Genomic DNA, 13155 nt, shown 5'->3' on the forward strand with positions numbered 1-13155 from the left:
TGAAGAGGGTATAAAAAAGGCCAGCACTTTCGTGCTGGCCAACAATAAAGTTTGGAAGGAAACTTTATCGATTAGCTCGCGGATAGCATCAACGAGTCCGCTTTCGCTTCTAGCTTGGTGTTCCCCATGAGGTAGGCATCGACGGCGCGAGCACACTCACGGCCTTCGTTGATACAACGAACCACCAATGATTGACCTGTACGCATATCACCTGCGGCGAATACGCCTTCTTGGTTAGTTGCAAAGTCCGTCGTCGCTACGTTTCCGCGATCATCCAGAGCGATGTCTAGTTGCGCAAGTACACCGGTTGGTTCTGGGTGTAAGAAGCCCATCGCTAGGAACGCCATGTCACAAGGGAGTACGCGTTCACTGCCAGCCACTTCGACAAAGTTAGGGCGCTGGCCTTCTTCGGCTTCTTCCCAAGTGATGTCAGCAATGCGAAGGCCTGTTACTTCACCTTTGTCGTTACCGATAAACTCTTTAGTCAGAATATTCCAATGACGGTCCACACCTTCCTCGTGAGAGGTTGAGGTACGAAGAATCATTGGGTATTGCGGCCATGGCATGTTAGCAGGACGCTTTTCTGGAGGCATTGGCATGATTTCTACTTGAGTGATGCTTGCTGCGCCATGACGGTTAGAGGTACCTACACAGTCAGAGCCTGTATCACCACCACCGATCACTACAACGTGCTTGCCTTTGGCGTGGATCTCTTCTGTTTTAAGATCCATGTCGTTGGCGCGGCGATTGTTTTGACCCAAAAATTGCATCGCAAAGTAGACGCCTTTGTTGTCACGGCCTGGAATTGGCAGGTCGCGAGGCACGGTAGAGCCACCCGTCAGCAACACCACATCAAACTCCTGACGAAGCTGCGCAGCGTTTACATCAACACCGATGTGCTGATTGACTTTAAACTCTACGCCCGCTTCGGCCATTAGATTGATCTTACGATCAATCACTTCCATGCTGAGTTTGAAATCAGGAATACCAAATCGCAATAGACCGCCAACTTTTTCATCGCGTTCAAATACAGTCACGCTGTGGCCAGCGCTATTGAGCTGCTCTGCCGCAGACAAACCAGCAGGTCCCGAACCGATGATCGCGACGGTTTTACCCGTACGTGAACGAGGCGTTTTTGGTTTTGCATAGCCTTCACGGTATGCAGTTTCAACAATCGTCTTTTCAATATTACAGATTGTGATTGGATCTTGGTTAATCCCTAACACACATGAGCTTTCACAAGGTGCTGGGCAAACGCGACCCGTAAACTCTGGGAAGTTATTGGTCGAGCTTAGAATGTTCCAAGCTTCTTCCCAGCTGTCACGGTAAACTGCGTCATTAAACTCAGGAATGATGTTACCAATCGGGCAGCCGTTATGACAAAACGGCACACCACAATCCATACAGCGAGAAGCTTGAGTATTGATTTTCTCGCCAAATTCTTCGTTTAACACAAACTCTTTGTTGTGCTTGATGCGCTCAGCCGGATCTACCTTCTGTGGCAGTTCACGACCATGCTCTAAAAATCCAGTAGGCTTACCCATTACACTGCCTCCGCTTCAGTTTGTTCCGCTTGTTCTTTACGTTTTTGTAGCACTGCTTTGTAGTCGCGTGGCATAACTTTTACCATCGACGCTAGGCTTTGCTCAAAGTTGTCTAAGAACGATTTCGCGACGTCACTTCCTGTGAACTCCACGTGTTTTGTGAGCATATCGAGAAGCAGGTCTTTGTCTTCTTGCTCGATAGGATCTAGGTCGACCAGTTCTGGGTTAAGTTTGGATTCAAAGTCACCAGACTTGTCCCACACATAGGCGACACCGCCACTCATACCAGCCGCGAAGTTGCGCCCAGTAGAGCCAAGGATGATTGCTGCACCACCGGTCATGTACTCACAGCCGTGATCACCAACACCTTCTACCACCACTTTGGCACCAGAGTTACGCACACAGAAGCGCTCACCAGCCATACCGCGAATGAAAGACTCACCCGAGGTTGCGCCGTAGAAGCAGACGTTACCTACTACAATGTTGTCTTCAGGAACGATGGTCGACTGACTGTCTGGGTAGAGCACCAATGTACCGCCTGAAAGGCCTTTACCCCAGTAGTCGTTGGCATCACCTTCGACTTCAAACTTGACGCCTTTGGCCAAGAACGCACCAAAAGATTGACCTGCAGAACCCGTAAACTTCACCTGCATTGGTTGAGGTAAGCCTTGGTCTTTATAGACCTTAGAAATCTCATTCGACAACATGGTACCCGCAGAGCGGTCAGTGTTGATGATTGGGAATTTGGCTGTAACCGCTTCACCTTTCTCAAGGGCAGGAATTGCCGCTTGGATCAGCTTGCGATCCAAAACCTCTTCCAGGTTATGATTTTGTTCAGTTTGGTTGTACACGCCGTCTTCATCACGTGCCTGCTCAATGTGCAGTACAGGTGTGAGATCGAGGTTTTTGTATTTCCAGTGACCAATATCGCTGCGCACTTTCAGTTTGTGTGACTGACCAACCATCTCGTCGATGGTGCGGTAGCCAAGCTCTGCCATGATTTCACGCAGACCTTCAGCCATGTACTGGAAGAACGTTACTACATCTTCTACGCGGCCATCAAAGCGCTCACGCAATGTTTTGTTTTGTGTCGCGATGCCCACAGGACAGGTGTTTTTATGACACTTACGCATCATGATACAGCCTTCAACAACCAGTGCTGCTGTTGCCACACCCCATTCTTCTGCACCAAGCAGAGTCGCAACGGCTAAGTCACGAGGGGTTTTCATTTGGCCGTCAGACTGAACCACAATACGGTTACGCAGACCATTTTTCAGTAGAGTTTGGTGCGTTTCAGCAAGACCAAGTTCCCATGGTAGACCCGTGTGTCGAATAGACGACATAGGAGATGCACCGGTACCACCGTCAAATCCGGCAATTAGCACCACATCAGCTTTTGCTTTTGCAACGCCCGATGCGATGGTGCCGACACCAGCTTCAGAGACGAGTTTTACGTTAACACGTCCTGAGCGGTTCGCGTTTTTCAAGTCGTAGATCAGCTGAGCCAAATCTTCGATAGAGTAAATATCGTGATGCGGTGGTGGCGAAATCAAGCCAACCCCTGGGGTCGAGTGACGCGTTGCACCGATCCAGTCATCCACTTTGTCACCCGGTAGCTGCCCACCTTCACCTGGCTTAGCACCTTGCGCCATTTTAATCTGAATTTCGTCAGAGTTGGTTAGGTAGTAAGAGGTTACACCAAATCGGCCAGATGCGACCTGTTTGATAGCAGAGCGTTCCCAGTCACCGTTTTCTTTGCGTTCGAAACGTGCTGGATCTTCACCACCTTCACCGGAGTTGGATTTCGCGCCGATGCGGTTCATCGCAACGGCAAGCGTCGAGTGCGCTTCGTACGAGATTGAACCAAACGACATTGCACCCGTTGCAAAGCGCTTCAAAATGCTTTCGATTGGCTCCACTTCTTCAAGTGGGATAGAGCCCGCAGGGTTCTTCACAAAGTCCAATTGGCTTCGCAATGTTGCAGCGTTATCGCCTTGCGCGTCGACTGCATGTGCGTATTGCTTGAACTGAGAGTAATTCTTTTCGCGTGTTGATTGCTGCAACAGAGAAATCGTTTCTGGATTGAACAGGTGTTTCTCACCACGTTGTTTCCATTGATATACGCCGCCAACATCCAATACATTGACTGGGATTTCGCGTGTTGGGTAACCCACACGGTGACGCACTAATACTTCTTTAGCGATGTCATCGATGGTCAAACCCTGAATACGAGAAACCGTACCGGTAAAGTATTTATCAACAACTGGCTTGCTGATACCCAGTGCTTCAAAAATTTGTGCACCGTGGTATGACTGCAAGGTTGAAATACCCATCTTAGAGAAAATCTTAAGCAGACCGCCGTTAACCGCTTTACGGTAGTTGTCGAACAACACACGAGGATCGGCTTCTGGGTCAAGTTTCTTCTTAGTTTGCAGATCGATAATGGTTTCGATCACAAGATAAGGGTTAACTGCGTTAGCACCGTAACCGATTAAGGTTGCGAAATGGTGGGTTTCACGCGCGTCACCTGTCTCTACAACGATGTCACACTTGGCACGTAAACCTTTACGGATGAGGTGGTGGTGCACTGCGCCTACGGCAAGCATTGCTGGAATAGCCGCGTGGTTAGAGTTTACCGCTCGGTCAGTCAGCAAGATAATTGAGTAGCCATCGACCACTGCATCTTCAGCGTATTGGCAAATACGTTTTAGAGCGCGCTCTAGACGGCCAGTGTCTTCATTGGCCTGGAAAACAATGTCTAAGGTTTTTGCCTGCAAGTGCTCGTTATCGATCGCACGCAGTTTTTCAAGCTCTGAGTTAGCCAGTACTGGCGACTCTAGCTCTACTTTTTGACAATGCTCTGGGGTTTCAGTGAGCAGGTTTTGGTCCTTACCTAGATAGGTATTTAGGGACATAACCATACGTTCACGAATCGGATCGATCGGTGGGTTAGTAACCTGAGCAAACAACTGTTTAAAGTAGTTAGAGAGATGCTGTGATTGGTGCGACAAAATAGCCAATGGCCAATCCGCGCCCATCGCTGATAGCGGCTCTTTGGCGTCGTTCGCCATTGGAACCAAAATCTCATTGATCTCTTCAGAGCTCACACCGAAGGCTTGCTGACGATGCAGCAGACGCTCAGGCGTTGGTTGGCTAAATTGGTTGCTGGCACTTGGCAGTTTATTAATGTTAAGCAGGTTCTCTTTTACCCACTTTTCATACGGCTGAGAATTGGCGATGCCGTCTTTCACTTCTTCATCAGAAATGATGCGGCCTTGCTCAAGGTCAGCAACAAAGATGCGTCCAGGCTGCAAGCGACCACGGAATTCAACATTCTCTGGCTTAATATCAACAACACCTGACTCAGACGCCATGACTAGGTAATCATCTTTGGTCACGGTGTAGCGTGACGGACGTAGGCCGTTACGGTCTAGTGTTGCACCCACTTGAACGCCATCGGTAAAGCAGACAGAGGCTGGGCCATCCCATGGTTCCATAACGTTAGCGTGGTACTGATAGAACGCACGGCGCGTTGGGTCCATGTTTTTGTTTTCTTGCCACGCTTCCGGAATCATCATCATCAGGGCATGGGGTAGGCTACGACCCGATAGGACGAGTAGCTCAAGGGCCATGTCAAAGTTTGAAGAATCTGAGCTGCCTTCCTGGCAAATCGGCAAAAGCATGTCGATTTCGGCTTGAGTAAACAGATCCGACTCAATGATCGCTTCACGCGCTTTCATCCAGTTTAGATTGCCACGTACGGTGTTGATTTCGCCGTTGTGGGCAATGTAACGGAAAGGCTGTGCTAAGCGCCAGCGCGGGAATGTGTTGGTGGAGAAGCGAGAGTGCACAAGAGCAAGCGCGGTCACCATGGTAGGATTTTGTAAATCCAAGAAATACTGTGGCACTTGCTCTGTGGTGAGCTGGCCTTTATACACCAATGTCTTGTATGACATTGAGTTAATGTAAAAATCGTCGCCGATGTTGGAGATGCTTTCTAAACAGACGCGTACTGTGTAGTTACGCAATACATACAGCTTACGCTCTAGCTCTTCTGGAGAAACGCCAGGACCGCCGCTGATGAAAACATGCTCAAATTGAGGTTCAGTGCTCAGTGGATCAGCACCAATCATCGAGTTATCGGTAGGTAATACGCGATAGCCAATGACGTCTAACTCAAGGCGCTGTGCGTTACGCTCCAAAATGTCGCGACACTGTGCGCGTTTATATTCGTCTTTCGGGAATAGAACAACGCCTACACCGTATTTGTCGAATGATGGCAGCTTGATGCCAAGTTTTACGGTCTCTTCAAGCAAAAACTCATGAGGCTTTTGCAGCAAGATACCAGCACCGTCACCAGAACAAGGATCACATCCTTGACCGCCACGGTGTTCCATACGCGCAAGCATATCGAGTGCTTGAGTTACGACCGCATGCGATTTGCGGTTTTTGAGGTGGGCAACAAAGCCGATACCACAAGCATCATGCTCAAGCTCTGGGGTGTAAAGACCCTGAGCCGCTTGCTTGTGTTCTACCAGTTCATTAGACATAGAACCATCCTTCCAATTTGAGGGCAATCGTTTGCATTGAGTGTGAACGGAGCAAACGGAGCCAATCCTTATAATCGTATATTCAATCAGCTCTTTGGCTGATGTGAGTCCTTTCTGTCACTCACTGAAAATATCGTGAGAAAAACATTCCCTTGGTTTGGCACACGAGGAAATCACAAAAGTTAGTGAATCCTATTGGTGGGAGTGTGCTTTCGCCGAAGTATATCCTCTAAGCGAACCCGAATATGGTGTCCTTTTAGACGATATGTGAAACTATCCTACATTTTTGTTTCCGTGAATTCCATTCAAAATTGCACTTTTATTGCACATGGAAATGAACAACTATGCGTAAAAATGTGAATCAAACGTTAATGAAACGCACTTTTACTACATAATGGTGCATATCGATGATTTGATGACACAAAATAGTGCAGGCCACATAGGCTTAATTTTGCTAGAATTAGCCGAAAATAAATTGCAGGGATGTAATTAAGTTTCACTAATTAGAATTGTCACTCTAATCTAACTTAGGTCGTACCATGCAGCTCCATCAATTAGTCAATACCATAGGCCAGGATCTCCAGCGTCGCTATGGTCAAAAAGTTCATAAGTTGTCACTCCACGGTGGCTTTAGTTGCCCTAATCGAGACGGCACGATAGGACGTGGTGGGTGCACTTTTTGTAATGTTGCCTCTTTTGCTGATGAAGCCACTCAAATCAAATCCATTCACGATCAACTGCACGATCGGGCCGGAGAAGTTAAACGTGCCAAAAAGTACTTGGCGTACTTTCAAGCCTACACCAATACTTACGCTGAAGTGCAAGTGCTTAAAAACATGTATGAAGAGGCCTTAAAGGCTGCGGATATGGTGGGCTTATGCGTCGGTACTAGACCCGATTGTGTGCCAGACGCGGTATTAGAGTTGTTATCTGGTTATGTTGAGCAAGGCTACGAAATTTGGCTTGAGTTGGGTTTGCAAACCGCCAACAATGACACTTTAAAGCGTATTAACCGTGGGCACGACTTTGAATGCTATGCAGAGATAACGCGCCGCGCGCGCGCTTTGGGGATAAAAGTGTGTACCCATTTAATCCTCGGGCTGCCTAAAGAGACACGCGCTGACTATCACGATACGTTAGACAAAGTGCTTGAAGTGGGCACTGATGGCATGAAAATCCACAGCTTGCATATTGTCGACGGCAGTACCATGGGTAAAGCGTGGAAAGCAGGAAAGCTGGATGTGATTAGCATGCAGGAGTATGTGGAAGCGTGCAGTGAGCTTATTCGAAAAACGCCGCCTGACGTTGTATTTCATCGCGTTGTATCTTCAGCTAAAAAACCAGTACTTTTGGCCCCTGATTGGTGTGAGAACCGTTGGTTAGCTATGACAGATATTGGACGAAACCTAGATCAATATGGCGCTCAAGGCAGCGACATCGGCGCTCCATTTATCTACGAACAGCCTATATTAGCCAACGCATAATATATTAAGTTGGCTTGCAAAGAACTCTGACCGCCAATATTTGACCGCCGTTTGGTGGTCAATGGCACAATACCTCTTTAAATTGCTTTTAATTTAGCGATCTAAACACCGCATTTATTTTCCAGTTTAGGTACACTGATCCAGTTCGATTTCAATGGATTGCTCGATGAAACCTATAAAAAATCTCGCTCAATATTATGTCGACCTGTTGGTCAAACTAGGCATTATCAAATTTTCTATTCTTCTGGCTCTAGCCCTTGTCGCACTCGCGGTGGTGATTCAAGTTGGGATAACCATCGTTCTCAACAGCAGTGTATCTAACGTCGATATTATTCGCTCAGTGTTCTTTGGACTGCTTGTAACACCTTGGGCGGTTTACTTTCTGACCGTGGTGGTTGATCAACTTGAAGAGTCACGTCAAAGGTTGACTAAATTGGTGGCGAAACTTAGCGACATGCGAGATAGAGATCGTGAGCTAAATGATCAACTGCATCAAAAAGTGGAAGAGCTGAATAAACAAATTACCGAACGCGAAAAATCGGAAGCGGCTCGCCTTGAGGTTATGGATGATCTAAAGCGGGAAGTGTTTGAGCGAGAAAAGACCCAAATTGAACTGGCGGAGCGTACCGCTCTTTTACGGTCCTTCATCGATGCTTCTCCTGACTTAACTTACTATCGCAACGCACAAGGTGTCTTTTCTGGTTGCAACAAAGCGATGGAGGAGCTGACGGGTCGTAAAGAGAAAGAGTTAGTCGGGCTTACTCCGTGGGACGTATACAGCAAAGAAGTTGCCCAACAAATTGTGGAGACGGACGACAAAGTCTTTAGCAACAATCAGGCGCTAACGTATGAGCAGTGGCTAGAGTACCCCGACGGACGTAAAGCGTACTTTGAACTGCGCAAAGTGCCATTTTACGACAAAACCGGTCAACACTTGGGGCTGGTCGGCTTTGGCCGCGATATTACCGAGCGTAAAGAGCACGAAGATACGCTCGAAAAAGCCAGTCGCGATAAAACCACTTTTATTTCAACTATTAGCCATGAACTGAAAACACCGTTGAATGGTATTGTTGGTCTAAGTCGAATGATGCTTGAAAGCAAACTGGATAAGCAGCAACGTCATTACATGCAGACCATCAATGTCAGCGCCATCACCTTGGGTAATATCTTTAACGATATTATTGATATGGATAAGTTTGATCGCAACAAACTCGAGTTACTTCCGAAGCCGCTCCAATTTAAAGAGTTCGTTGCAGAGATGGAGAGCATTGCTGGGTTGATGGGAGAGCAAAAAGGCTTACGGTTTGATCTCGAAAGGCTGACCGATCTGCCTGACGTCATCGAAGTCGATGCGACGCGCTTACGGCAGGTATTGTGGAATTTAATCAGCAATGCCATGAAATTTACCAAAGAAGGTGGCGTGGTAATGAGTGTCAGCGCCGACGTAAGTGGCCATTTGGCCTACATCCAGTTTGAAGTGGAAGATACCGGTATAGGGATCCCAGACGCGGAAGTCGACAAAATCTTCGCGATGTATTATCAGGTCAAATCTGGTAAAGACAATTTGCATGCCATGGGGACAGGAATAGGCTTATCGGTGTCGAGAGAGTTGGTCAACATGATGGGGGGTGACATCCAAGTCAGTAGTGAGCTCGGCTTTGGAAGTACATTTACCGTTTCAATTGCGGTTCCGGTTTCCAACGAAACCTCGCTAGAAGTGATCGACGAACAAGTTGATGCGCTCAATGTTTTCATGGTCGAAGATATCGAACTCAACGTGACGGTTGCTCGTTCACTGCTTGAAGGCTTAGGCCATCAAGTCACCGTGGCGATGACCGGTGAAGAGGCGTTGAGTAAGTTTGAAGAGGGGTCATTTGACCTAGTGTTACTCGATATTCAATTACCCGACATGAGTGGCTTTGATGTGGCTCAGCAGCTTCGCAAACGACACGCCCATTTACCCCCACTGGTTGCGCTAACCGCGAACGTGCTCAAGGACAAAAAAGAGTATTTCGACAATGGTATGGATGAAGCTCTTAGTAAGCCACTTTCTGCCAAAGCCTTGAAAAAGGTCCTTGCCAAAGTCGATAGTGGTGAAGTGGGAACGTTATTGTCTCAACCTAGTCTCGACGAAGAAGCTTCACACGATCACTTTGCGACGGTCGTGGATATTGAAATGCTCAGTTCGTACATCGAAATCGTAGGTAAAGCACAGGTGCTCGAAGGGGTGTCGGTGTTTGAAAAACTTATGCCCGATTATGCGTCGATTCTCCAAACTAATCTAATCGCTAAAGATAAAGATGCTATTGTTTCTGAAGCTCATAAAATCAAAGGGGCGGCAGGATCCGTTGGATTGAAGCGCATCCAGAGCGTTGCTCAAAAAGCGCAATCACCAGAGCTGCCCGCTTGGTGGGAGAATATCGATGAGTGGGTGGATGAGATTCGAAATAGTTACCAAAGTGACGTTGAGATCTTAAAACAGTGGATAGAACAAGCGTAAACTTGTGGGATCGCCTGATAAGAGGATTAAGAAAAATGAAAAAGATAAGTGTGTTAGCACTCAGTGGTGCTGCGCTGTTGTCGGGCTGCATGGCTCCACCACAAGAAGAAAAAATGTCTGAACCGGTGCTCCCAAGCTGGAATCAAAGTGCTGAACAGTTGGTTGAACAAGATGGGCAAAGTGCTATGGTCAAGCTTGAGTCGGCATTGTGGTTTGATTTGATGCCTCGAATCGGCGATGAAGAGTCCCCTAAATTAAAAGGGTCGCTTGTGTTGAGTTCTATTGATGAAATCCCAGCTGGTGTTGAGATCGAAAGCCTATTGTTCGCTTTCGATAACGAAACTTGGCAAATAGATGAATTTGAGCTGGAAGCAATCAGTCCTTCAATTTGGAAGGTTCGGGTAAATGCCGCTGTCGATGCGTTGGATGTAGATTTAATGGATGTTGCTGTTCAACTGAGTAATGAGCAATGGCTCGTTGAACGCGGTGTTAAAGTCGACAAAGTGTATTAAGCGTGTGTATTAAGTAGACATAAAAAAAGAGCCGTTAGGCTCTTTTTTTATGTGGGCAATTAATTATTGCTCTTCAAACTCACCACAGAAGCGGTAGCCTTCGCCATGGATCGTGGCGATAATTTCTGGCGTGCCTGCAACCGACTCGAAATGTTTACGAATGCGACGAATAGTCACGTCAACAGTACGGTCGTGAGGTTTAAGTTCGCGGCCTGTCATTTTCTTTAGTAGGTCAGCGCGAGTTTGGATTTTCCCTGGGTTTTCACAGAAGTGGAGCAGCGCACGGAACTCAGAACGTGGCAACTTGTAGCTCTCACCTTGTGGATTAACCAAAGAACGGCTATTGATGTCCAGAACCCAACCATTAAACACATACTTTTCGACGTTACGTGCTTCTTCGTCATCGCCTTTGCTAGACATTGAACGGTTTAAAAGGTTACGTGCACGGATAGTCAGTTCACGCGGATTGAAAGGTTTAGTGATGTAGTCATCTGCACCAATTTCTAGACCCAGAATTTTATCGACTTCGTTGTCACGGCCAGTGAGGAACATTAATGCAACGTTTGCTTGCTCGCGCAGTTCACGTGCTAATAGAAGGCCATTTTTCCCTGGCAAGTTGATATCCATGATAACAAGGTTTACTGAGTTTTCTGATAATAGCTGATGCATTTGATCACCATCGCTGGCTTCAAATACGGTGTAGCCTTCAGCTTCGAAAATGCTCTTTAACGTATTACGTGTAACTTGTTCATCTTCTACAATCAGGATTTTTGGGGTATGCATTACTGGCACCTAGTATTCTAAAGGAATTTGTCTAACGAGTTAAATTTTAGGCAAAAAATCAACACGCGGGCAATCTATTTTTAACAATATAGCAAACTTTTCGCTTGCTGTTTTGTTTCAGATCACGCCATTCCCATCCGTGGTACTGTTTAAGATAATTACGAAACCGTCATTATCTTTCATTTTTGACTAACTTGATGGCAGATTTTACCTATGTAACAGCAGTTTAACAATCAAGAGTTGTTAATTTTTTTCACTTTGTTGATTTAAATCAATAGAGACTTTGTAACAACTGCGCATGATTAATTAGGTTGGTGAATGCATTCAAATTTTAAAAAATTATTCAAGTAATTGATGATTTTCTTGGATATTCAACGAGTTTGTAGAATAGTGTATCAACATTAGTGCATAGTCATGTGCACTCACGTGCATGGAGCACGAATAATTGAATGGAGGATTTATGCAAGATATTTTACCGGATCTGTGTGATAAGTACGAAGGACACGTCTTACTCTGGGATATCCCATTACAAAACTTTGGTGGAAAATCAGCGTTTTTTGGTGAAATTGTTACGGTTCGATGCTTTCAAGACAATTCCAAAGTTCGTGAAGTCGTCGCAGAACCAGGCAAGGGTAAAGTGTTAGTGGTCGATGGTAACGGGTCCACTCAACGCGCTTTATTAGGCGATCAAGTTGCTCAAACAGCCATAGACAATGGTTGGGAAGGCATCATTATTAATGGTGCGGTTCGTGATGTGGGCGAGTTGTCTGAAATGCCATTGGGTATCAAAGCAATAGGAGCCTGTCCATTTAAAACCGAAAAACGTGACATTGGTGAGATCAATGTCAGTTTGATGATTAATCGATTTTCGGTGCACCCAGGAGATTACATCTACGCGGATTGGAATGGGGTTCTGGTGAGCAGTGAACCGTTAGAAGTTGTAGCCTAGTCCTACCGTAATACCCTGTTGCCACTCGTCATAATCGAGAGTGGCATGCAGGTTTAAACCATTACGCATTTCGAAGTTACCTGAAACTTCAGCATTAAAAGAAGGCTCTTCGATCACGGCGGTATCGCCTGTGTACAGTGTACTGTTGACCGAAATCTTATTGTTGAACTGGTAACTGACACCACTTAAAAATCCGCGATCACCCTCTGAATCGGTATTCTTTATACGAGTACCTACGTAGAGATCAAACGAGTCAAACAAGTTGTAGGCATAACCACTGTCTATCTGCCACACGTCAAAGCCATCGTTAGTTTGGCTTTTAGAGTTCATGAATACTTTGTGCTTGGATTCAGACTCTTCCATGCTCGGTAGAGTGGGGGATGCAAATACGGGGAAAGCAACAGCACAAGCGATAATCGACAGAATGTGTTTCAAGATGCGCTCCCTGCTGCTAGTGAATAGAGGATAAGTATGGCCTCAAGTGCACAATATTTCTACATCACAATCAAACCTTTTTACAATGGATCACAGTTTTACTGCATCTGCTGGCATTAGGCGCAACATTATTTGCAGCACTTAGAGTACCCATCAAGTTTTAGTTGGTTGTACCAGCCTCGTTCTAATAGTCTAAATGAAAGAAAATTCAATTATTGTTTGACTCAAGTATCCAAAATAGGTATTCATAGAGGAAAGCAAAATATAATTGAAACACAACGCAATGATTTTAAACAGCCGCCTAATTACCACCATGATTATTACCGACACAGAGGATGTTGGGGCAGGCTGCTAAGCGAAATTTATAAAAAGGCCTGTATCCAACAAGATACAGGCCT

8 protein-coding genes and 1 other annotated feature (1 of these 9 running past the window's edge) are annotated in these 13155 nt (G+C 46.2%); of the genes, 4 read left to right on the forward strand and 4 right to left on the reverse strand.

The genetic code is table 11. The features are described from left to right. Positions 1–71: 71 nt before the first annotated feature. Both JQC93_RS14000 and gltB read right to left on the reverse strand, forming a co-directional pair. Complete coding sequence (locus tag JQC93_RS14000; protein WP_205159040.1) at positions 72–1544, reverse strand: glutamate synthase subunit beta; 1473 nt, start codon at positions 1542–1544, stop codon at positions 72–74. Beyond that, positions 1544–6094, reverse strand: a complete 4551-nt coding sequence (gene gltB / locus JQC93_RS14005; RefSeq protein ID WP_408068609.1) for a glutamate synthase large subunit — start codon at positions 6092–6094, stop codon at positions 1544–1546. Before gltB ends, JQC93_RS14000 begins: the two co-directional genes overlap by 1 nt. 539 nt (positions 6095–6633) lie before the next feature. Between gltB and JQC93_RS14010 the strand changes: the two genes are divergently transcribed. The 3 genes from JQC93_RS14010 to JQC93_RS14020 all read left to right on the forward strand — a co-directional run bounded on the left by JQC93_RS14010 (position 6634) and on the right by JQC93_RS14020 (position 10590). Further along, positions 6634–7578 (forward strand): TIGR01212 family radical SAM protein, encoded by a 945-nt coding sequence (locus JQC93_RS14010; protein WP_205159041.1) that lies wholly within the window; start codon positions 6634–6636, stop codon positions 7576–7578. A 166-nt stretch (positions 7579–7744) separates the two neighbouring features. Next, the gene (gene arcB / locus JQC93_RS14015; protein WP_205159042.1) at positions 7745–10078 is read left to right on the forward strand and encodes an aerobic respiration two-component sensor histidine kinase ArcB; all 2334 of its coding nucleotides are present in this window, start codon (positions 7745–7747) and stop codon (positions 10076–10078) included. 35 nt (positions 10079–10113) lie between these two features. Beyond that, the gene (locus tag JQC93_RS14020) at positions 10114–10590 is read left to right on the forward strand and encodes a hypothetical protein (protein ID WP_205159043.1); all 477 of its coding nucleotides are present in this window, start codon (positions 10114–10116) and stop codon (positions 10588–10590) included. Positions 10591–10653: 63 nt separating this feature from the next. Here the strand turns inward: JQC93_RS14020 and arcA are convergent, their stop codons facing one another. Then, a complete protein-coding gene (gene arcA / locus JQC93_RS14025) occupies positions 10654–11373 on the reverse strand; it encodes a two-component system response regulator ArcA (protein ID WP_205159044.1) in 720 nt (239 codons plus the stop codon). Between the two features lie 460 nt (positions 11374–11833). On the opposite strand from arcA, the gene JQC93_RS14030 reads away from it, so the two are divergent. Beyond that, entirely contained in the window at positions 11834–12322 is a 489-nt protein-coding gene (locus tag JQC93_RS14030) for a putative 4-hydroxy-4-methyl-2-oxoglutarate aldolase (protein ID WP_205159045.1), read from the forward strand. Here the strand turns inward: JQC93_RS14030 and JQC93_RS14035 are convergent. Then, a complete protein-coding gene (locus JQC93_RS14035; protein ID WP_205159046.1) occupies positions 12305–12757 on the reverse strand; it encodes a hypothetical protein in 453 nt (150 codons plus the stop codon). The two genes, JQC93_RS14030 and JQC93_RS14035, sit on opposite strands and share 18 nt — an antisense overlap. A 290-nt stretch (positions 12758–13047) precedes the next feature. Then, positions 13048–13155 (forward strand) — a sequence feature (Thr leader region) (it continues 7 nt past the right edge of the window).

The organism is Vibrio ulleungensis (assembly GCF_016900875.1).
GTDB lineage: Bacteria > Pseudomonadota > Gammaproteobacteria > Enterobacterales > Vibrionaceae > Vibrio > Vibrio ulleungensis.

What these genes read in the sequence shown, in the direction of transcription:
- JQC93_RS14000 (WP_205159040.1), bottom strand. Translation starts at nt 1,544, where the DNA reads ATGGGTAAGCCTACTGGATTTTTAGAGCATGGTCGTGAACTGCCACAG.
- gltB (WP_408068609.1), bottom strand. Translation starts at nt 6,094, where the DNA reads ATGTCTAATGAACTGGTAGAACACAAGCAAGCGGCTCAGGGTCTTTAC.
- JQC93_RS14010 (WP_205159041.1), top strand. Translation starts at nt 6,634, where the DNA reads ATGCAGCTCCATCAATTAGTCAATACCATAGGCCAGGATCTCCAGCGT.
- arcB (WP_205159042.1), top strand. Translation starts at nt 7,745, where the DNA reads ATGAAACCTATAAAAAATCTCGCTCAATATTATGTCGACCTGTTGGTC.
- JQC93_RS14020 (WP_205159043.1), top strand. Translation starts at nt 10,114, where the DNA reads ATGAAAAAGATAAGTGTGTTAGCACTCAGTGGTGCTGCGCTGTTGTCG.
- arcA (WP_205159044.1), bottom strand. Translation starts at nt 11,373, where the DNA reads ATGCATACCCCAAAAATCCTGATTGTAGAAGATGAACAAGTTACACGT.
- JQC93_RS14030 (WP_205159045.1), top strand. Translation starts at nt 11,834, where the DNA reads ATGCAAGATATTTTACCGGATCTGTGTGATAAGTACGAAGGACACGTC.